The sequence below is a fragment of the Streptomyces cylindrosporus genome (assembly GCF_022698165.1).
Classification (GTDB): Bacteria; Actinomycetota; Actinomycetes; order Streptomycetales; family Streptomycetaceae; genus Streptomyces; species Streptomyces cylindrosporus.
The window spans coordinates 754967-775541 of record NZ_JALDAY010000002.1 but is presented as its reverse complement, the minus strand read 5'-3'; the positions used below and the strand labels follow the sequence as shown (position 1 = coordinate 775541).

Below are 20575 nucleotides of genomic sequence, written 5' to 3'. Positions count from 1 at the left end.
GCCCGCCGCTCAGTGGCGCACCGGCGGCCGGTCCCAGTGCCGGTGCGCCGCGATCGCGGCGACGAACTCCCGTACGAATTCGGAGGCGGCCCGCTCGGAGCGGTCCGTCACCACACCCCGGTCGGCCACCACCGACCCCGCCGACAGCGTGACGCCCTCCGGATCGAGGGCGGCGAGGACGTCCACGCCGGAGCCGAGCGCGCCCACCGGCTTGCCGTGCAGATAGGCGCTCCGCACGAACCGCAGCGCGTCCGGGTCCTCGGCCACCGGCGGGGTCCCGGTGGGCCCGCCGGGCACCAGCACGGCGTCGTAGAGGACGGAAGCCACGGTCGGCAGCGCGCGGTCGACCGTGTACAGCTCGCCGTCGGCGCCCGACACCGTGCCGTCGGCCGGCGCCAGCGCCTCCACGACGGCGCCCTCGGCGGCGAGCGCCTCCCGCACGGCGGTCACCTGCTCGGCGTCCACGCCGTCGGTGACCAGGACCGCGATCTGCCGCGTGCGGATCGAGCCGTCGCCGCGCAGCGACTCCAGACTCAGGGCGGGGGACTCCTGTTTGTACGACGTCCCCTGTTCCGCCGGTTCCGGCACGCCGATCCCGCGCGCCACCTCGGCCGCCAACTCGCCGTCGACCTTGGCGAGTTGCTCGACGGTACGGGCCCGTACCGTCATCGCGTCGACCTTGCCGAGCTCGAACCGGAAGGCGGCGACGATGTGTTCGCGCTCCCAGTCCGCCATGCTGTGGAAGAACAGCGCTGCCTGGCTGTAGTGGTCCTTGAAACTCTCGCTGCGCTTACGGATCTTCGCGCCGTCGACCCGTTCCGCGTAGTGGGTGTACGCGTTGCCGTCGGCCCCCGCGTGCGCGGGACAGCCGCCGCCCAGTGAGTTCGGGAAGTAGTTCGTGCCCCGGTGGATCGCGCTCTGGTGGTAGCCGTCGCGCTGGTTGGTGCGGACCGGCGCGATCGGCCGGTTGACCGGGATCTGCGTGAAGTTGGGGCCGCCCAGCCGGATCAACTGGGTGTCCAGGTAGGAGAAGTTGCGGGCCTGGAGCAGCGGGTCGTTGGTGAAGTCGATGCCGGGGACCACGTTGCCGGTGTGGAAGGCGACCTGCTCGGTCTCGGCGAAGAAGTTCTCCGGATTGCGGTCGAGCACCATCCGGCCGATCGGCCGCACCGGCACCTGCTCCTCCGGGATGATCTTCGTGGCGTCCAGCAGGTCGAAGTCGAACGCGAACTCGTCCTCCTCCGGCACCAGTTGCACACCCAGCTCCCACTCCGGGTACTCGCCGGCCTCGATCGCGTTCCACAGGTCGCCCCGGTTGAAGTCCGGGTTGCGGCCCTGGCACTCCTGCGCCTCGTCCCACACCAGCGAGTGCACGCCCAGCTTCGGCTTCCAGTGGAACTTCACGAACGTGCCCCGGCCCTCGGCGTTCACGAACCGGAAGGTGTGCACGCCGAAGCCCTGCATCATCCGGTAGCTGCGTGGGATCGCCCGGTCCGACATCAGCCACATGATCGCGTGCAGCGTCTCCGGCTGCAGCGACACGAAGTCCCACAGGGTGTCGTGCGCGGAGGCGCCGGTCGGGATGTCGTTGTGCGGCTCGGGCTTCACCGCGTGCACGAAGTCCGGGAACTTGATCCCGTCCTGGATGAAGAAGACGGGGAAGTTGTTCCCGACCAGGTCGTAATTGCCCTCCGACGTATAGAACTTGGTCGCGAAGCCGCGCACGTCCCGCACGGTGTCGGCCGAGCCCTTCGGGCCCTGCACGGTCGAGAACCGCACGAAGACCGGCGTCCGCACGGACGGGTCCTGGAGGAAGGCCGCACGGGTGAACTCCGCGCAGGACTCGTACGGTTCGAAGTACCCGTACGCGCCCGCGCCCCGCGCGTGCACCACCCGCTCCGGGATCCGCTCGTGGTCGAAGTGGGTGAGCTTCTCCCGGAAGTGGAAGTCCTCCATCAGGGTCGGCCCGCGCTCTCCGGCGGCCAGCGAGTCGTCGGTGTGGTCGACCTCCACGCCCTGGTCGGTGGTGAGCGGCCCGGCGGCCGGGTCGTCGGCGTGGAAGGACTCGCGCTGCTCCTGCTTGCGGTCGGCCGGGGATCCCATCAGCCCGCCCCCTCGGAGAAGACGTGCAGGAAGGCATCGCAGAACGCCTTCAGATCGTCCGGCTTGCGGCTGGTCACCAGCTTGTTGCTGCCGTGGTCGCAGATCTTCACCTGCTCGTCGACCCAGGTGCCGCCCGCGTTGCGGATGTCGGTCCGCAGGCTCGGCCAGGAGGTCAGTACCCGGCCGCGTACGACGTCCGCCTCGACCAGCGTCCACGGCGCGTGACAGATCGCGGCCACCGGACGGCCCTGGTCGAAGAAGTCCCGTACGAAGCCCACGGCCTTCTCGTCCGTCCGCAGGAAGTCCGGGTTGGCCACCCCGCCGGGCAGCACCAGTGCGCCGAACGAACCGGCCGACGTCTCGCCGACCACCTCGTCCACGGGGAAGGTGTCGGCCTTGTCGAGGTGGTCGAAGGCCTGGATCTCACCGGCCTTGGTGGACACCAGCACGGGCTCGTGCCCGGCGTCCTTCGCCGCCTGCCACGGCTCGGTGAGCTCGATCTGCTCGACGCCCTCGAGTGCGGTCAGAAATGCGATACGCATGATGTTCAACGTCCTTTCCTGGCAAGCCACTTCGCTCGGTCATCGGCACGTTTGCGGTCGCGGCGGGCCGTGCGCACACAGCGCAGCAGCTCCTCCCCGTACGGAAGCAGCACACAGCCGCCGACGGCGGCCGCGATGCCCGCCACATAGCCGGGCGACAGCGGGCGGCGCCGGGGCACCAGCCGCCACGCGTCCGGCTGTCCCCGGCCCCCGCGCAGCAGCGCCTTCACCTGGTCGGCGTGCAGGCACATCAGCGCGGCCAGCGCGCCGAACGGCAGCGACTCCAGGAAGCTGTGGATGTGCTGCTCCAGCGGCTTGACCTCGCGGTCGCTCTCCACCGCCGTCCGTACGTCCCACAGCGCGGTCGCCTCGTGCACCGCGGCGCCGCCCAGCTGCACGCTCAGCAGCAGCGGGTTGACCTCGTAGCGCAGGGTGAGCGCGATGGGGATGCCGACCTCGGCCATCATGAGCGAGTGGATCAATGACTCCTTGGTGCCCGCCGTCTCCTCGATGCGGGTGCGCCGGTGCATCACCCAGTCGGCGAGACCGGGCACGAACCAGCTGGGCAGCAGCCCGTACAGGAGATAGCGGGTGGTCACGTCACCGACGTCGACACCGACGCCGGTGGCGCTGATCTCGGCGGCCTGGTCCCGGCTCACCCGGTGCCCCCGCCGGCGGCGCGTACCAGGGCCTCGGCCAGTTCCTGGACCGTGGTGTAGCGGGCCGCGCGCGGCAGCCGCTCCACGGGTTGCACCAGGGCGTCGGGGGCGTACGCGTGGCGCAGGGCGCCGGCGAGCTCACGGGGACCCGCGGGGAAGGTGTGGCGGCTCAGATGGCGGGCCAGTTCCGTACGGACCGCCGACAGGGACGCCGGCGAACGGCCGGGGGCGACGGGGCCGCCCGCGACCTCCGGGTCGTCGTCGGCGGTGGGCTCGGGGTCGTGCCACTCCTCGGTCCGGGTCGGATGCCCGGACCGCAGCAGACCCTGCAGTTCGTGCTTCATCTCCTCGTCGCGATGGACGCTCAGCCGGTCGCTTCCTCGCTGCATGGCTCCCTCCAGAACCTCGGGGGTGGACCACCGCGTACCCGAAGACCGGAGGCCGACACGGGTTTGCGCCCGGAACGCCGGGAGACCCGGACGTCGCCCCCCACGCCCATCCCGGAGAGGGAACGGCCATGGTGCTCCTCACTGTGCTCATCCCGCTCCTCATGCTCGGCGTGGTGCTGGCACTGGGCCGTTACGAGGAGCTTCTGCTGCCGCCGAAGGAGGCCGAGCCGAGCCCGGTGACCCCCTCCGGCAGGCATGCGCGCGGCAGCCCAGCCCCGCACTGAACAGGTCTTCGCAGCCGCGCACGGCGGTCGGGCGGCGAGGCACCGGTGTTTGCAGGGGACCTGCCGGGGCAGGCGCAAGGGCAGTGCTTCGGACAGGAGGCACGTCCGTGGGAACGGCTTCGAGCCGCCCCGGCCGCGCCTGTCCCAAAAGCGCGTCCCACTCCCACGGTGACCGTCCAACCCAGAGCACCATCAAGGGAGTTGCGACGCACATGCCCACACGAGTGAGCGCGAAGCACCACCCGCACGACGACGCCCCCGACACCGCCGAGGCCTTCCGCAGGCTCGCCACGCTCCCCCCGGGGCAGCAGCGCGACACGCTGCGCGAGCAGGTCGTGGAGGCCTGGCTGCCGATGTCCGAACGGCTCGCGGGACGGTTCCGCAGCCGCGGCGAGAACTACGAGGACCTGCGCCAGGTCGCGGCCCTCGGCCTCGTCAAGGCCGTCGACCGGTACGACCCCGAGCGCGGCAACGCCTTCGAGAGCTACGCCGTGCCCACCATCACCGGCGAGATCAAGCGCCACTTCCGCGACCACATGTGGACCCTGCACGTCCCGCGCCGGGTCCAGGACCTGCGCAACCGTGTCCGGTTCGCCACCCAGGACCTCTCCCAGACCATCTCCGGGCGCAGGCCCACCGTCGCCGAGATCGCCGAGCACGCGGGCATGAGCGAGGAGGACGTACAGGTCGGCCTGGAGGCGCTGGAGAGCTTCACCGCGCTCTCGCTCGACGCGGAGCTGCCCGGCAGCGAGGACGGCTACTCGCTCAGCGACGCCCTCGGCTCGGCCGACCCCGCGCTGGACACCGTCGTCGACCGCGAGGCCGTCGCACCCCGGCTGGCCGCCCTGCCGGAACGCGAGCGGGCGATCCTGTACATGCGGTTCTTCGGCGACATGACACAGAGCCGGATCGCCGAGCAGTTGGGCATCTCGCAGATGCACGTGTCCCGCCTGATCAGCCGCTGCTGCGGACGGGTGCGCGAGCAGGTGATGAGGGACGCGGCGTAGGGCCGCCGACAGTCACCCGGTCGGCCCCTCGCGTCCCGCGAATGGGGTCCGGCCGCGCGCGGGGCGCCCGCGGGCGGGCTGTGATGGGTTCGGGACGCGGCGTCCGTGTCCCGACCGCAGTCGTCGCTCGAAGGAGCCCGCACCATGCGCCGCACCGCCCGTGTCCTGTCCGCCGCGGCCCTGGCCGGTGCCACGGTCGGCATCACCGCCGGCGCCGCCCTCGCGGACCCGGCCGCGGAGGTCAGCCCGAGCACCGTCCGGCCCGGCGGCAGCGTCACCGTCTCGGTCACCTGCGACACCGCCGGCGGCCAGGCGCCCGCCACTCTCGACGCCTCCTCGCAGGCCTTCGACGAGGGCACCGTCCAGCTCCAGCGGGTCCCCGGCAACGACGACGAGACCTCCGGCGCCGCCTACCGCGGCACCGCCCGCATCGCCCCCGCCGCCGACTTCGAGGCCGACGGCCCGAACGCCGTCACCCGGGACTCCGCGTGGACCGTCGACGGCACCTGCCCGGCCGCACCCGGCGGACAGGACAAGGCCGGCAAGGCATGGAGCGCCACGTTCCAGGTGGACCGAGCCGGCGGGGGTGACGGCCGGCCGTGCGCCGAACCCCGCACCGACCCCTGCGGTGGTGACGGACGTCAGTGCGCCGAAGCGCGCACCGAACCCCGCACCGAACCCTGCGACGCCGCCGTGATCCAGCGCGGTGTGCGGGCCGGTGAGGGCGGCACCTTCACCGACTCCGTGCCCGCCCTGGTCGGCGGCGGCGTACTCATCGCGGGCGCGCTCGGCGCCGCCGCCCACCGGCTGCGCCGACGCGGCTTCACCACCGACGGCTGACCCCGTGAACGGCCGCACGTGTGACGGGCGCAACCCGGGCGGCCCCCCATGGGGCGGCGCCTCACGGGGTACTCAGTGCGCAGGAGTACGACCCCCACCCCACCGTGCGAAAACCGGCGCGATCGCCGACGGCAAGGCGCGGCAGGCAGTCCACGACGGAGGTAGCGATGCCGCGGACGGACGCGGAAGGCCACGGCTCCGTCCGCTACGGGCCCTCGCCGCCCGAGGACGGCCTGCCCGTACTGCCCGAGCTGACCGCCGTGCTCGCCGCTGCCGCCGCCCGCGCCGAAGGGGAGCCGATCGGCGGCGGACCCGCGCTCATCGAGGCCGCCTGCGGCTACTGGGACCGGCGCGGCCTCGCCGCCGAGCCCGACCGGGTGGCCGCCGGCCCCGGCGCCCCCGCGCTGCTGCTCGCGCTGACCGCGGCCCTCGGCGGCGACGTCCTGGTGCCCCGGCCCTGCGCGGCCTGGTGGGCGCCGTACGCACGCCTGTTGGGCAGACCCGTCTTCCATGTCGCCACGTCCGCCGAGAGCGGGGGCGTGCCGGATCCGTACGCGCTCCTGGAGACCGTGCGCCGGGTGCGTGCCGAGGGCGGTGACCCGCGGCTGCTGGTGCTGTCCGTCGCCGACGACCCCACCGCCACCGTCGCCCCGCCCGAGGTGCTGCACGCGTGCGTGGAGGCCGCCGCGGGGGAGGGGCTGCACCTGGTCAGCGACGAGACCTGGCGCGACACCCTGCACGCCCCGCACGACACCGTGCTGGTCAGCCCCGCCGAGATGCTGCCCGACCGGGTCACCGTCGTCACCGACCTGGCCGGCGCGCTGCTGCCGCCCGGCTGGCCCGCGGCCGTGGCCCGCTTCCCCGCGGACGAGGACGGCCGCGGCCTGCACGCGCGTGTGCTCGACGTGCTCACCGCGTTCGGCGCCCGTATCGCCGGGCCCGTCGCCGCGCCCGCCGCGTACGCGCTGGAGGAGCCCGAGCCGGTCACCGCGCGCGTGGCCGCCGCCGTACGCCTGCACGCGCGCGTGGCGGCCGCCCTGCACGCCGCGGTCGTCGGCGCGGGGACCCTCTCCCGGCCCCCGCAGGCCGGCCGCCACCTCTACGCCGACCTCGGGCCGCTGCGGGCCGCCCTCACCGCCCACGGCGTCGGCGACGCCCAGGAACTGGAGGACTTCCTCGCCGCCCGGCTCGGCATGCCCGCGCCCGGCGGCCACCGCTTCGGCGACGAACTCGGCGCGCTGCGCGTCCGCCTGTCCACCGGCCCGCTGCTGGGCCGGACCGACGAGGAGCGCGCGGAATGCCTCAGGTCACCCGTGACGTTGGAACTGCCACACGTGCAACGCGCGTTGAACCATGTGAAGTCGGTCTTCGACGATCTACGCGACGACGCTCAGCGATGGGAGCCTCCTCGATGACGCAGCAGTCCGAGTCGACCACCACCACGAGCACGAGTACGAGTACGACCACGGAGGAAGCCGACGTCCCGGCGTCCTCAGGCCCGTTCGCGCCGCCGTTTTCGCCGCTCGCCGAACCCCGGCCGCTGGGCGAGCGCCGGGTGTGGCCGCGGACGTTCCACGACCGGCTGACCGCCCCGCTGCCCAATCTGAAGGCCATGGCCAGGTTCGCCCGGGAGGGCTCGATCCGTCCCGGCCGCGAGGGCCTCGCCGACGTCCCCCGGATCCCCTTCGCCCCCGCCCCGCTGCCCCGCGTCGACGCCCGCACGGTCGCCGTCTCCTGGGCGGGACACGCCAGTTGGATCGTCAGCGTCGGCGGCCTGACCGTCCTCACCGACCCGGTCTGGTCCCGCCGCATCCTCGGCACCCCGGCCCGCATCACCCCGGTGGGCGTGCCCTGGGAGTCCCTGCACCAGGTCGACGCGGTCGTCATCAGCCACAACCACTACGACCACCTCGACGCCCCCACCCTGCGCCGACTCCCGCGCGACACCCCGGTGTTCGTGCCGGCCGGACTCGGCGCCTGGTTCCGCCGCCGGCGCTTCACCGTCGTCACGGAGCTGGACTGGTGGGAGGCGGCCGAACTGAACGGAGTGCGCTTCGACTTCGTCCCCGCCCACCACTGGTCCAAGCGCACCCTCACCGACACCTGCCACAGCCTCTGGGGCGGCTGGGTGCTGACGGCGCCCGACGGCCGACGCGTGTACTTCGCGGGCGACACGGGCTACGGCCACTGGTTCTCCCGTATCGGCGACCGCTACCCGGGCATCGACCTGGCGATCCTCCCCATCGGCGCGTACGACCCCCGCTGGTGGCTCAGCGACGTCCACTGCGACCCCGAGGAGGCGGTGCGGGCCGCGCAGGACCTGGGGGCGCGCAGGATGGCGCCGATGCACTGGGGCACGTTCGTCCTGTCGGCGGAGCCGGTCCTGGAACCGCTCACCCGCGCGCGTGCCGCCTGGGAGAAGGCGGGCCTGGACCGTGCCGACCTGTGGGACCTGCCGGTGGGAGGTTCACGGGTACTGGACTAGGCGGTGGTCGTACGGCGGATCCGCCGCCACAGGCTCGGCATCGCGCTGATCGCCACGGTCAGCGCGATCGCCGCGACCACACCCTCCCAGGGCTCCTTGAACAGCGAACCGCCCAGGATCCCGATCACCTGGTACGTCGCCGCCCAGGCCAGGCACGCCGGAAGGTTTCCCCGGGCGAAGCGCCGCAACGGCCAGCGTGCCATCAGGCAGGCCAGCATCACCGGGATCCGCCCGGCCGGCACCAGCCGCGACAGCACCAGCACCGTCACCCCGTGCTCGGCCAGCTTCTCCTGCGCCTGCGCCAGCTTGTCCTCGGGGGCCCGCGAGCGGATCGCCTCCAGCCAGCGCGAGCCGTTCTTGGAGCCCATGCCCCGACGCCCCAGCCAGTACAGCACCCCGTCCCCGAGGAACGCGGCCAGCGACCCCGTCACGAACACCAGCAGCAGCGAGAACGGCGAGGTCTGGTGAAAGGCCACCACCGCCGCCGTACTCACCAGCGCCCCCGTCGGGATCACCGGCACCAGCGCCCCGAAGAAGACCAGCAGGAAGAGCGACGGATACCCGATCGCCTGCTGTGTGGACTCCGGCGACGCGGTGGCCGCGAGCCAGCTCACCTCGCGACCTCCAGCCGCACGCTCTCCCCGTGCCCGAGCCGGTGCACCGCGACCGCCGGCGCGCGCTCCGCCGCCAGGCGCACGAACTCGTCGCCGGGCGCGTGGAATTCATGGGGGCGCACGGCGTCCATCCCGATCGGCCAGTACGTGCCGTAGTGCACCGGCACCGCGCTGCGCGGTGCCAGCCGGGCCAGCGCCTGTGCCGCCCGCCCCGCGTCCAGATGCCCCTCCCCGAGATGCGGCCCCCAGCCGCCGACCGGCAGCAACGCCACGTCGACCGGCCCGACCTCCTCGGCCATCTCGTCGAACAGCCCGGTGTCCCCGGCGAAGTACGTCCTGGCCTCGCCCTCGACCACGTAACCGAGAGCGGGTGCGCGGTGCGGGCCGACCGGCAGCCGCCGCCCGTCGTGCCGCGCGGGCACCGCCCGTACGACGAGATCGCCGACCGCCACCTCGTCCCCGGCACTCACCTCGGTCACGGTGAGATGGCCGAGCCGGCGCAGCGCCGGTACCGCGCGGAGTGCGCCGCGGGGCACCAGCAGGCGCGTGCCCTCCGCGAGCCGCTCCAGCGAGGGAACGTGCAGGTGGTCGGCGTGCAGATGCGAGACCAGCGCGAGGTCCGCGCGCACCGCGCCGGGCGGCGGGAGCGCGCCCCGGCGGCGGCGCAGGTGGGCGAGGCGGCGGGCGAACAGCGGATCCGTGATCACACGTACGTCCGAATCCGTGACCGCGCAGGTCGCGTGACCCCACCAGGTGATCTCCACCGGCACCTTCTTTGCCTCCTTCGCGCGACTCCCCGAAGCCTACGGGCTGGAGTAGGGTCGGCGGCGAAACCCGGAGGTGAGGGGGACGCCATGGGACCGATGCGCGTGCGCGTCACGGCGATCGCCAGTCTGACGCCGCTCGAGGAGCTGGACGCCGATCCCTTCCTGGTCGATTCCCGCAGCCAGCACGCGATGTGCGCGCGATGGGCCGCGGAGCGCGGGTACATCGTGGCCCGGGAGCTTCTGGTACGAGGGCTGCGGGCCGACCACAGCGTCCTGTGGGACGGCGTCCGGCCGGGCCTCGACCTCTTCGTCGCCCCCAGCCGACGGGTCCTGGAGAGCGCGCTGTCGTCCGTGGAGGAGTTCACCGCGGAGTGCGCGCGGCGCGGGGTGCGGGTGGAGACCGTGGGCTTCGAGGAGCCGTGCTACGACGCCCAGATGAAGGCCCGGGTGCACCGGAGGCTGTCGATGCCGACGGCCGGCTACGACGGGCGGTAGCGCACCGAGGACCCCCGCGGAACCTCGTATGACAGGCTTGGTCCGGGCCCGCAGCGACGACGGGCCGGGACGTGAGGTGTGCGGGCGTGCGTGGCGGGCGTTGGCGGCGGGTCGTCAGTCAGGTGGGGCGGAGCGTTACCGTGTGGGCCGTCTCCACGGTCACCATGCTCGTGCTCGCGGGGATCCTCCCCGACTTCAGGCTGCAGTCGCCCGACGGCGAGAGCGCCACCCACATCGCCGTCACGGCCGCCTTCGGAGCCGGCGCCTTCGGTGTGCTGTCGGCCCTCGTCTGGCCGCTGCTCGTACGGCTGCTGCTGCTCGTGCCCGCGCTCGTGCTGGGCCTGCTCGTCTTCGTCCTCAACGGCTCCCTGCTGCTGGTGGCCCTGCGCCTCAACCCGGCCAGCAGCGCCGAGGCCGCCCCCGAGACCGCCGTGGTCGTCGCCGCCGTGATGTCCGCCGTCGCCTCCGCCACGGGCGGCGCGCTGGCCGTGCGTGACGACGACGCCTACCGCCGCCGTCTCTACCGTCTCGCCGACCGCCGCCGCAGACGCCTGCCGGCCGGCCCCTCCACCCCCGGCACCGTCTTCCTCCAGCTCGACGGCGTCGGCCACGACGTCCTGCTGGCCGCCGTCGGCAAGGGCCTGATGCCCACCGTCGCCCGGTTCCTGGAGAACGGCACCCACCGGCTCACCCCCTGGCGCACCGACTGGTCCAGCCAGACCGGCGCCAGCCAGCTCGGCATCCTGCACGGCACCAACCACGACGTGCCCGCCTTCCGCTGGTACGACAAGGACAGCCGCGAGGTGATGGTCTGCAACCGGCCCACCAGCGCGGCCGAACTCCAGCGCCGGGCCGTCGAGTTCACCGGGGACGGCGGGCTGCTCACCGTCGACGGCGCCAGCCGCGGCAACCTCTTCAGCGGCGGCGCCGACGAACAGGCCCTCGTGCTGTCCATCGCCACGCGCCGCCGCGGCCGCGAGAACCGCTCCCGAGCCGGTTACTTCGCCTACTTCTCCGACCCCGCCAACGCCGTCCGGACCGCCATGTCCTTCTTCGCGGAGGTCGGCCGGGAGATGGGCCAGTCAACCCGCGCCCTGATCAGGAAGCAGCGCCCGCGCGTCTCCCGCGGCGGCCTCTACCCCTTCGTCCGCGCCTTCGCGACCGTCGTCGAACGGGACGTCGTGGTCGCCGCCGTGATGGGCGACATGCTCGCCGGGCGCACCGCCGTCTACGCCGACCTGGTCGCGTACGACGAGGTGGCACACCACTCCGGGCCGACGAGCCGGGACGCCGAGAAGGTCCTGGAGCGCCTCGACCGCTCGCTCGCGCTGATCGTGAACGTCGCCGAGCACGCGCCGCGGCCGTACCGGATCGTCGTCCTCTCCGACCACGGGCAGAGCCCCGGCGAGACCTTCCGCGCCCGCTACGGGCTCGGCCTCGGCGAGCTGGTGCGGGCCGGCTGCGGGCTGCCCGTGCCGCGCAAGGCGCAGCGCACGCACAGCGGTGCCGAGGCGCGGGCCGCGGTGCGGGCGGCGCTGCGGCGGCCGGTCGAGGAGAAGCGCCCCGCCGGGCGCCGGTCCGAGCCGATGGTGCTGGCCTCGGGCAACCTCGGCCTGGTGTCCTTCCCGGACGTGCCGCACCGGATGAGCAAGGAGGAGATCGACGCCCGCCATCCGGCGCTGCTGACGACGCTGGCCAACCATCCCGGGATCGGCTTCCTGCTCGTCCGCAGCGAGGAGCACGGCGGGGTGGTGCTCGGCGCGTACGGCGCGGAGACCCCGGTCGCCGAACTCGACGACAAGACGGGGCCGTTGGAGGCGTTCGGGCCGGGTGCCGCGGACGCGGTGCGGCGCACGCACTCGTTCCCGCACACGGCCGACATCATGGTCAACTCCTTCCACGATCCCGCCGACGGCGAGGTGCTGGCCTTCGAGGAGCAGATCGGCTCGCACGGGGGGCTCGGCGGGGCGCAGGGCAGGCCGTTCCTGCTGTCGCCGGTGGTGTTCTCCGAGCCGGTCGAGGAGGGGCGGGAACTGGTCGGGGCGGAGCAGGTCCACCGTGTGCTGCGGCGGTGGCTGCGCGAGACGGACGGGCCACAGGTGCCGCTCGCGCGGAACCGGGCCGCCTGAAAATCGGCTGCGCCGACGGGGACGTACGCACACACTGTTCGAGTCGCAAACCTCTCGAACACCCCGAAGGAGCCGCTTCTTGCAGGCTGCCGTCAGCGTCACTCCCGCCCGCGTCCCCGAACTGCTTCTCGGCCTCGCCACCGTGCGGCCGGTCTTCATCTGGGGCGCCCCCGGCATCGGAAAGTCCTCCCTGGTGAGGGAGTTCGCGGAGTCCCTGGGGCTGGAGTGCGTGAGTCTGCTCGGTACTCAGCTCGCCCCCGAGGACCTCATCGGCGTCCCGCAGATCCGTGACGGGCGGTCGGTGTTCTGCCCGCCGGAGGCGATCGCCCGGGACGAGCCGTACTGCCTGTTCCTGGACGAGCTGAACGCGGCCACGCCGGATGTGCAGAAGGCCTTCTACTCGCTGATCCTCGACCGCCGTATCGGCAACTACGAGCTGCCCAAGGGCTCCATCGTCATCGGCGCCGGCAACCGCGCCACCGACAACGCGCTCGCCCGCCCCATCGCCTCCGCCCTCGTCAACCGCCTCGCCCACGTCCACCTGGAGGCCTCCGCCAAGGACTGGCTGACCTGGGCCGCGAACAACGACATCCACCCCTGGATCCTCGACCACCTCACCGACCGCCCCGACCACCTGTGGTCCAAGCCGCCCAAGACCGAGGAGCCCTTCTCCACGCCCCGCTCCTGGCACATGCTCTCCGACGCGCTGCACTCCTTCGGCCGCGACCTCGACGAGGAGACGCTGAAGGTCCTCGCGCACGGCACGCTGACGCCCCGGCACGCCACCGCGTTCTGCGGCTACGTCAAGATCGTGCGCAGCCGGTTCGGCATCGAGGCGATCATCAAGGGCGACGCCCGCTGGCCCAACCGCCCGGAGGACCGCGACCTGCTCTACTACCTCGCCGAGTCCTTCCGCGGCCGCCTGGTCAAGGAACTCCCGGTCAGCAAGGAGCACATGTCGGCGGGCGGCCGGCAGACCGCCTACCGCGCGAAGTCGCTGCTGGTCCAACTCGCCGAGATCTCCGTCGAGGTGGCCCAGACCGTGATCGCCTCCGACGCCGAGGGCAATCCCGTACTGCCGTCGTGGTTCCTGATCGAGGCCGCCCGGGACATGCCCCGGCTGGTGGAGGCGCGGCGGTGAGCGGCCGAAGCAAGGGCAAGGGGGAGAAGAAACGGGACCTGGCGGCGGAGGCGTTCGCCGAGGGCATGCGGCTGGTGAAGGCCAACCCGGCCCTGGCGGCGGTGGAGTTCTCCGTCTGCCGGCACGAGGAGTGCGAGTACGCGCCGCGCGACGGACTCGTGGTCGTCGACTCCGACGCCGACCTGCACGTCCACCCCAGCCGGCTCGCCGAACCGGCCGCCTGGGCCTGGGCGTTGGCGCATGCCGTCCTGCACCTGGGCTTCGGGCACGTCCCGGCGGCGAAGGGCGAGCGCACCCAGCCGGACCGCTACGACCTCGCCGCCCGCTGCGTCGTCGTCAACCGCTTCCTGCTCAATTTCACCATCGGCGAGACCCCCGAGCACCTCCCCGCCTCCTACCCCGACGGCGACGAGGAGCAACTCGCCGCGCGCTGGCGGCGCGACGGCCTCCCGCCCGTCTACGAGCACTGCGGCACGGCGGGCGCGGAACCCGACCAGCGGCTCCTGCGCTGGAACGGCTGGTACGGCGGACCCCCGGACCACCAGCTCGCGTTCGCCGCCGCGCTGACCCGGACCGTGTCCGCGGCGATGGACATGGCGGGCGGGCGACGGGACTCGCTCAGCGGCCAACTCGCCCCGCAGCGGCCCTGGCAGAAGGCGCTGAGCTGGTTCATCTCCTCCTACCCGCTGCTCGGCGGCATCGCGGCCGGCATCACGCTCGTCGCCGACGCCGAACTGGCCCGCGCGCACGGCATCTCCGTGGCCGCGGTGAACGCCGAGGCCGGCGAGATCTACATCAACCCGCTGCGGACCTTCGACGACGAGGAGTGGCGGTTCATCCTCGCCCACGAGATGCTGCACGCCGCCCTGCGCCACGGCGACCGCTGCGGCACCCGCGACCCCTACCTCTTCAACATCGCCTGCGACTACGTCATCAACGGCTGGCTGAACGAGATGCGGGTCGGCACCATGCCGGAGGGTCTTCTGTACGACCCCGGGCTCGCCGGCCTCTCCTCCGAGGAGGTCTACGACCGCATCGCCGGCGACCTGCGCCGGATGCGCCGGCTGGCCACCCTGCGCGGCAAGGGCGTCGGCGACGTGCTCGGCTTCCCGCTGGGGCCGCCCGGGGACTACGTCGACCTCGACGAGTTCTACCGGCGGGGCCTGTGCCAGGGCCTGGAACTGCACCAGGGGCAGGAGCGCGGCTTCCTGCCGGGCGGCCTGGTCGAGGAGATCCGCGCGCTCAGCCACCCGCCGCTGCCCTGGGACGCCCAACTCGCCCGCTGGTTCGACGAGTTCGTGCCCAGCCCGCAGCCGGTACGGACGTACGCGCGTCCCTCGCGCCGCCAGTCCGCCACGCCGGACATCCCGCGCGCGGGCCGCTGGTCCCCGCCCGAGGAGATCGCCCGCTGCACCTTCGGCGTCGTCCTGGACACCTCCGGCTCCATGGGCCACACCCTGCTCGGCAAGGCGCTGGGCGCCATCGCCTCCTACGCCGAGGCACGCGACGTACCGGCCGCGCGCGTGGTCTTCTGCGACGCGGCACCGCGCGACGCCGGGTACCTGCCGGTCACCGAGATCGCCGGGCGGGTACGGGTCCACGGGCGCGGCGGGACTGTCCTGCAGCCCGGCGTCGACCTCCTGCACCGCGCGGACGACTTCCCGCCGGGCGCGCCCGTCCTCGTGATCACCGACGGGTGGTGCGACGTGCTCCGGGTCCGCCGCGAGCACGCGTATCTGATCCCGGAGGGGGCCAGGCTGCCGTTCACCGCGCGTGGGCCGGTCTTCCGGGTGCGCTGAGCCGGAATGTGATCGGATGGGACCCCAAGGAACCTCCAGCATTCGGAAGGAAACACCGTGGCAACCACGCGCTCCGCACACACCGTCTGGGAAGGCAACCTGATCGAGGGCAGCGGTGTCGTCAACTTCGACTCCTCCGGTGCCATCGCGGCGCAGCCGGTCACCTGGGCCTCGCGCTCCCAGGAGGCGAACGGCAAGACCAGCCCCGAGGAGCTGATCGCCGCCGCGCACTCCAGCTGCTTCTCCATGGCCCTGTCGCACGCCCTGAACGGCGCCGGCACCCCGCCCACCAAGCTCGTCACCTCGGCCGACGTGAACTTCCAGCCGGGTGAGGGCATCACCGGCATCCACCTCACCGTCGAGGGCACGGTCCCCGGCATCGACGAGGAGACCTTCGTCGCCGCGGCCGAGGACGCCAAGAAGAACTGCCCGGTCAGCCAGGCCCTGACCGGCACGACGATCACCCTCTCGGCCAAGCTGGCCTGAATCCCGGGGGGGGGGCGCACACCCCCTGATGCCGCGCACCGCGCGTTCGGGTGCGCGGCATCCGCGTTTCCGGGTACACGGCATTGACAACAGCGCACTCAAGTTTTGTGCTGGAGTCTGGGAAGTGCCCTGGCGGAAGGGGACGGAGATGGCACGTGCGGTCGGGATCGATCTCGGGACCACGAACTCGGTGGTCGCCGTGCTGGAGGGCGGCGAACCCACCGTCGTCGCCAATGCGGAGGGGGCCAGGACCACACCGTCGGTCGTGGCCTTCGCCAAGAACGGGGAGGTGCTGGTCGGCGAGGTCGCCAAGCGGCAGGCCGTGACGAACGTGGAGCGGACGGCCCGCTCGGTGAAGCGGCACATGGGCGACGCGGGCTGGCGTTTCCCGGACCAGGGGGACATCGACGGCACCCGGTACCGGGCGCAGGAGCTGTCCGCGCGGGTGCTGCAGAAGCTGAAGCGGGACGCCGAGTCCTACCTCGGCGAGGACGTCACGGACGCGGTGATCACCGTACCGGCGTACTTCGACGACTCGCAGCGGCAGGCGACCAAGGAGGCCGGGGAGATCGCCGGCCTGAAGGTGCTCAGGATCATCAACGAGCCCACGGCCGCCGCGCTCGCCTACGGCCTCGACCGCGGCGAGGAGCAGACCGTGCTGGTCTTCGACCTCGGCGGCGGCACCTTCGACGTGTCCCTGCTGGAGATCGGCGACGGTGTCATCGAGGTCAAGGCCACCAACGGCGACACACATCTCGGCGGCGACGACTGGGACCAGCGGATCGTCGAGTTCCTGGTGAAGAAGTTCCAGGGGCAGTACGGCATCGACCTCGGCAAGGACAAGATGGCCCTGCAGCGGCTGCGCGAGGGTGCCGAGAAGGCCAAGATCGAGCTGTCGTCGTCCTCGGAGACGACGATCAACCTGCCCTACATCACCGCCTCCGCCGAGGGGCCGCTGCACCTCGACGAGAAGATGACCCGGGCCCAGTTCCAGGAGCTCACCGCCGATCTCCTCGACCGCTGCAAGACCCCCTTCCACCAGGCGGTCAAGGACGCCGGCATCAAGCTCTCGGCGGTCGACCACGTGATCCTCGTCGGCGGCTCCACGCGGATGCCGGCCGTCACCGACCTGGTCAAGGAGCTCACCGGCAAGGACCCGCACAAGGGCGTCAACCCGGACGAGGTCGTGGCCGTCGGCGCGGCCCTCCAGGCGGGCGTGATCCGCGGTGACGTGAAGGACGTGCTGCTGCTCGACGTCACCCCGCTGTCCCTGGGCATCGAGACCAAGGGCGGCATCATGACGAAGCTCATCGAACGCAACACGACGATCCCGACCCGGCGTTCGGAGATCTTCACGACGGCGACGGACAACCAGCCTTCCGTCGGCATCCAGGTGTATCAGGGTGAGCGTGAGATCGCCGCCTACAACAAGAAGTTGGGCGTCTTCGACCTGACCGGTCTGCCGCCCGCGCCGCGCGGGGTGCCGCAGATCGAGGTGGCCTTCGACATCGACGCGAACGGCATCATGCACGTGTCGGCGAAGGACCTCGCGACAGGGCGCGAGCAGAAGATGACCGTGACCGGCGGTTCCGCGCTGCCCAAGGACGACATCGACCGCATGATGCGGGAGGCCGAGCAGTACGCCGAGGAGGACCGGCAGCGCCGGGAGGCCGCCGAGACCCGCAACCAGGCCGAGCAACTCGTCTACCAGACCGAGAAGTTCATCCGCGACAACGAGGACCGCGTGCCGGCGGACACCAGGACGGAGGTGGAGGCGGCGGCCTCGGAGCTGAAGACCCTCCTGGAGCAGAACGCGGACACGAACGAACTCCGCACCGGCGTCGAGAAACTCGCCACCGTCAGCCAGAAGATGGGCCAGGCCATGTACGCGCAGGCCGACCAGCCCACGGCCGACACCGGCACCGGCACCGAGCAGCACACCTCACCGCAGGACGAGGAGGGCGTGGTCGACGCGGAGATCGTCGACGAGGACCGGGACGCGAAGGGCGGCGCCGCCTAGGCCCCGGTCTTCTCCCAGCCCCGCCGCTCCGGCCGCGGCCCCAGTTGCCTGGGGTCGCGGCTGCGGTACACCACGTACGGGCGGAACAGGTACTGCACCGGCGCGCTGAACATGTGGACCAGGCGGGTGTACGGGACCAGGGCGATCAGGGCCATGCCGATCACCGCGTGGATCTGGTACAGGACCGGCACGCCCTCCAGCAGGTCCGTCTTCGGCTGGAGGGTGAACAGGCTGCGGGCCCAAGGGGCGATGGACTCGCGGTAGTTGTAGCCGTCGCCGGAGGCATGGGTCAGCTTGGCGATCATGCCCATCGCGATCGCGGCCAGCAGGACGACGTACATCAGCTTGTCGTTGAGCGTGGTCGCGCGGAAGACCGGGGCCTTGGTGCGGCGCCGGTACACCAGCAGCAGGATGCCCGCGACCGCGAGGACACCCGCCGCCGTGCCGCCGTACAGCGAGAACAGGTGGTAGGTGTGCTCGCTGATCCCGATCTTGTCCGTCCAGGACATCGGGACGAACAGGCCCACGAGGTGGCCCGCCAGCACGAAGAGGATGCCGTAGTGGAAGGCGGGGGAGGCGATGTTGAGGAGCCTCGACTCGTAGACCTGGGACGAGCGGGTCGTCCAGCCGTACTTGTCGTAGCGGTAGCGCCAGACCAGGCCGGCGATCAGCAACGCGAGGGCGACGTACGGCAGGACGCCCCAGAGGAGTGTGGTCATGGGCGTGCTCCCGTACGGGCGGTCGGCAGCGCCGCGCACACGGCGTCCAGCACGGACGCGTACGGCGTGCCGAAGTCGGTGAGCCGGGACCGGAGTTGGTCGAGGCCGGCGCGGTGTTCGGTGAGCAGGTCCGTGTCTCCCGTGCGGGCCGTGAACTCCAGTACCGCGGGCAGGAAGTCGGGGAGCTCCTCGCCGCTGAACTCCAGCCCGGCGGCCCGGTACACGTCCTTGAAGCGGAGCAGCGACATGCCGCGCCGTCGGGTGTCGCCGTCCTGCCACCAGCTGAGGTAGAGGCTGTGCCGGTTCTTGAAGTCGAAGACCTGGACGTAGTGCGCGGCCAGTTCCTGGGGCGGGGTGAGGGCCGCATGGTCGACGAACTCCCGCAGCTGCGGGGCGGCTTCGCGCAGCAGCGGCAGCCGGGCGCGGAAGTCCTCGTCGGGGTAGGTCAGACAGAGCGCGGCAGCCTGGTACAGCACGGCGTCCGATGGCATCAGGCCTCCTCGGCGTCGGCGGGGTCGTCGGAGGTCTGCCGTCTGCGCAGCCCGTGGAAGTTCTCCACCGACACCAGCGGCAGGTGCTTGCGTCCCGAGTCCTGGCCGAAGGGTCCGTCGCCGCCCATGCCGGGCCCGCCCTCGTGGTCGAGGCTGCACCCCTCGGGCAGCGCGGACTCCTCCAGGCGTCGTGCGTCGCCGACGGCCGCGGTCGGAATCACGTACCGGTCCTCGTACTTGGCGATCGCCAGCAGCCGGTACATCGACTCGATCTCCTCGGGCTTCATGCCGACGGCGTCGGTGACCGAGGCGTCGGGTTCCTCGCCGAGGTTGATCGCGCGCATGTGGGCCCGCATCGCGGCCAGCTTCTCCAGCGAGGCCCGCACGGGCTCCGCGTCACCGGCGGTGAAGACCTCCGCCAGGTATTCGAGGGGGATGCGGAGGGTGTCGATCGCCCCGAAGAGGTTGCCGGCGTCCTCGCCGTCGTGGCCCGTCTCCGTCAGCGCGTCCACCACCGGCGACAGCGGCGGGATGTACCAGACCATCGGCATGGTGCGGTACTCGGGATGCAGCGGAAGCGCCACCCTGTACTTGCTGATCAGCGCGTGCACGGGCGAGCGGCGGGCCGCCTCCACCCAGTCGTGCGGGATCCCCGCCGCCTCGGCCGCCCGCTGCACCTCACGGTCCTCCGGGTCGAGGAACACCCCCAACTGGGCTTCGTACAGCGCCTTCTCGTCCTGGACGGAGGCCGCCGCGGCCACCTTGTCGGCGTCGTACAGCACGACCCCGAGATAGCGCAGCCGCCCGACACAGGTCTCCGAGCAGACCGTCGGCAGCCCCACCTCGACCCGCGGATAGCACATGGTGCACTTCTCCGCCTTGCCGGTGCTGTGGTTGAAGTACACCTTCTTGTACGGGCATCCCGTCACGCACATCCGCCAGCCCCGGCAGTGGTCCTGGTCGACCAGCACGATGCCGTCCTCGGCCCGCTTGTACATCGCGCCGGACGGACACGACGCCACGCAGGCCGGGTTGAGGCAGTGCTCGCAGATGCGCGGCAGATAGAACATGAAGGTCTGCTCGAACTCGAACCTCACCTTGTCCGAGGCCTGTTGGCGGGTGCGCTCGACGATGGGGTCGAGGTCGCCGTAGGCGGGGGCGCCCGCGAGGTTGTCGTCCCAGTTCGAGGACCACTCGATCTTCATCGGCTTGCCGTCGAGCTGGGAGATCGGGCGGGCGACCGGGTAGTCGTCGCCGAGCGGGGCGTCGGTGAGGTTCTTGTAGTCGTAGGTCCAGGGCTCGTAGTAGTCCTTGATCTCCGGCAGTTTGGGATTGGAGAAGATCCCGGCGAGCTTGTGCAGGCGGCCGCCCGCCTTGAGCTTCAGGGCGCCCCGCTTGTTGAGCTCCCAGCCTCCGCGCCATTTCTCCTGGTCCTCGTAGCGGCGCGGATAGCCCTGGCCGGGGCGGGTCTCGACGTTGTTGAACCAGACGTACTCCATGCCCTGCCGGTTGGTCCACGCCTGCTTGCAGGTCACCGAGCAGGTGTGGCAGCCGATGCACTTGTCGAGGTTCATGACCATCGCGATCTGAGCCATCACTCGCATC

Annotated in this window: 20 protein-coding genes; 11 read left to right on the top strand and 9 right to left on the bottom strand. The window is 72.0% G+C overall.

What is annotated here, in order from left to right; genetic code table 11:
- Positions 1 to 9: 9 nt before the first annotated feature.
- From MQP27_RS08565 to MQP27_RS08550, 4 genes are read right to left on the bottom strand one after another with little or no spacing between them, the layout of a single operon-like run.
- A complete protein-coding gene (locus MQP27_RS08565) occupies positions 10 to 2103 on the bottom strand; it encodes a catalase (RefSeq protein ID WP_242763196.1) in 2094 nt (697 codons plus the stop codon).
- Positions 2103 to 2645: a type 1 glutamine amidotransferase domain-containing protein gene (locus tag MQP27_RS08560; protein WP_242763193.1), complete on the bottom strand. Its 543-nt coding sequence runs from the start codon at positions 2643 to 2645 to the stop codon at positions 2103 to 2105. Before MQP27_RS08560 ends, MQP27_RS08565 begins: the two co-directional genes overlap by 1 nt.
- A 5-nt stretch (positions 2646 to 2650) precedes the next feature.
- Positions 2651 to 3304 (bottom strand): diguanylate cyclase, encoded by a 654-nt coding sequence (locus MQP27_RS08555; protein WP_242763190.1) that lies wholly within the window; start codon positions 3302 to 3304, stop codon positions 2651 to 2653.
- Positions 3301 to 3693 (bottom strand): DUF2795 domain-containing protein, encoded by a 393-nt coding sequence (locus MQP27_RS08550; RefSeq protein WP_242763188.1) that lies wholly within the window; start codon positions 3691 to 3693, stop codon positions 3301 to 3303. Before MQP27_RS08550 ends, MQP27_RS08555 begins: the two co-directional genes overlap by 4 nt.
- 128 nt (positions 3694 to 3821) lie before the next feature.
- Between MQP27_RS08550 and MQP27_RS08545 the strand changes: the two genes are divergently transcribed.
- The 5 genes from MQP27_RS08545 to MQP27_RS08525 all read left to right on the top strand — a co-directional run bounded on the left by MQP27_RS08545 (position 3822) and on the right by MQP27_RS08525 (position 8309).
- Complete coding sequence (locus MQP27_RS08545; protein ID WP_242763186.1) at positions 3822 to 3977, top strand: hypothetical protein; 156 nt, start codon at positions 3822 to 3824, stop codon at positions 3975 to 3977.
- 212 nt (positions 3978 to 4189) lie between these two features.
- Positions 4190 to 4984: an RNA polymerase sigma factor SigF gene (locus MQP27_RS08540; protein WP_242763184.1), complete on the top strand. Its 795-nt coding sequence runs from the start codon at positions 4190 to 4192 to the stop codon at positions 4982 to 4984.
- 144 nt (positions 4985 to 5128) lie between these two features.
- A complete protein-coding gene (locus MQP27_RS08535; RefSeq protein WP_242763182.1) occupies positions 5129 to 5824 on the top strand; it encodes a hypothetical protein in 696 nt (231 codons plus the stop codon).
- A gap of 167 nt (positions 5825 to 5991) precedes the next feature.
- A complete protein-coding gene (locus tag MQP27_RS08530; protein WP_242763179.1) occupies positions 5992 to 7239 on the top strand; it encodes an aminotransferase class I/II-fold pyridoxal phosphate-dependent enzyme in 1248 nt (415 codons plus the stop codon).
- Positions 7236 to 8309, top strand: coding sequence for an MBL fold metallo-hydrolase (locus MQP27_RS08525; protein WP_242763177.1), 1074 nt, complete (start codon positions 7236 to 7238; stop codon positions 8307 to 8309). Before MQP27_RS08530 ends, MQP27_RS08525 begins: the two co-directional genes overlap by 4 nt.
- Here the strand turns inward: MQP27_RS08525 and MQP27_RS08520 are convergent.
- Entirely contained in the window at positions 8306 to 8923 is a 618-nt protein-coding gene (locus MQP27_RS08520; protein ID WP_242763175.1) for a DedA family protein, read from the bottom strand. The genes MQP27_RS08525 and MQP27_RS08520 overlap by 4 nt on opposite strands.
- Positions 8920 to 9693 (bottom strand): MBL fold metallo-hydrolase, encoded by a 774-nt coding sequence (locus MQP27_RS08515; RefSeq protein WP_242763172.1) that lies wholly within the window; start codon positions 9691 to 9693, stop codon positions 8920 to 8922. Before MQP27_RS08515 ends, MQP27_RS08520 begins: the two co-directional genes overlap by 4 nt.
- A gap of 84 nt (positions 9694 to 9777) precedes the next feature.
- Here MQP27_RS08515 and MQP27_RS08510 point away from each other — a divergent pair, with 84 nt between their 5' ends.
- The 6 genes from MQP27_RS08510 (at position 9778) to dnaK (ending at position 17760) form a co-directional block, all read left to right on the top strand.
- Positions 9778 to 10185: a hypothetical protein gene (locus MQP27_RS08510; protein WP_242763169.1), complete on the top strand. Its 408-nt coding sequence runs from the start codon at positions 9778 to 9780 to the stop codon at positions 10183 to 10185.
- 86 nt (positions 10186 to 10271) lie between these two features.
- Entirely contained in the window at positions 10272 to 12314 is a 2043-nt protein-coding gene (locus MQP27_RS08505) for an alkaline phosphatase family protein (protein WP_242763166.1), read from the top strand.
- 79 nt (positions 12315 to 12393) lie between these two features.
- On the top strand, positions 12394 to 13455 hold the full coding sequence (locus MQP27_RS08500) for an ATP-binding protein (RefSeq protein WP_242763163.1): 1062 nt from the start codon (positions 12394 to 12396) through the stop codon (positions 13453 to 13455).
- A gap of 65 nt (positions 13456 to 13520) precedes the next feature.
- Complete coding sequence (locus MQP27_RS08495) at positions 13521 to 15254, top strand: vWA domain-containing protein (RefSeq protein ID WP_242763639.1); 1734 nt, start codon at positions 13521 to 13523, stop codon at positions 15252 to 15254.
- 57 nt (positions 15255 to 15311) lie between these two features.
- The gene (locus MQP27_RS08490; RefSeq protein WP_242763160.1) at positions 15312 to 15740 is read left to right on the top strand and encodes an OsmC family protein; all 429 of its coding nucleotides are present in this window, start codon (positions 15312 to 15314) and stop codon (positions 15738 to 15740) included.
- A gap of 148 nt (positions 15741 to 15888) precedes the next feature.
- Positions 15889 to 17760, top strand: coding sequence for a molecular chaperone DnaK (dnaK, locus tag MQP27_RS08485; RefSeq protein WP_242763157.1), 1872 nt, complete (start codon positions 15889 to 15891; stop codon positions 17758 to 17760).
- Here dnaK and narI read toward each other — a convergent pair.
- From narI to narH, 3 genes are read right to left on the bottom strand one after another with little or no spacing between them, the layout of a single operon-like run.
- Positions 17757 to 18479 (bottom strand): respiratory nitrate reductase subunit gamma, encoded by a 723-nt coding sequence (gene narI / locus MQP27_RS08480; protein ID WP_242763154.1) that lies wholly within the window; start codon positions 18477 to 18479, stop codon positions 17757 to 17759. The genes dnaK and narI overlap by 4 nt on opposite strands.
- Positions 18476 to 18970, bottom strand: coding sequence for a nitrate reductase molybdenum cofactor assembly chaperone (narJ, locus tag MQP27_RS08475; protein ID WP_242763151.1), 495 nt, complete (start codon positions 18968 to 18970; stop codon positions 18476 to 18478). Before narJ ends, narI begins: the two co-directional genes overlap by 4 nt.
- Positions 18970 to 20574 carry a nitrate reductase subunit beta gene (narH, locus tag MQP27_RS08470; protein ID WP_242763148.1) on the bottom strand — a complete coding sequence of 535 codons (1605 nt, stop codon included), beginning with the start codon at positions 20572 to 20574 and terminating at the stop codon, positions 18970 to 18972. The genes narJ and narH overlap by 1 nt, the downstream gene beginning before the upstream one ends.
- Position 20575 lies beyond the last annotated feature (1 nt).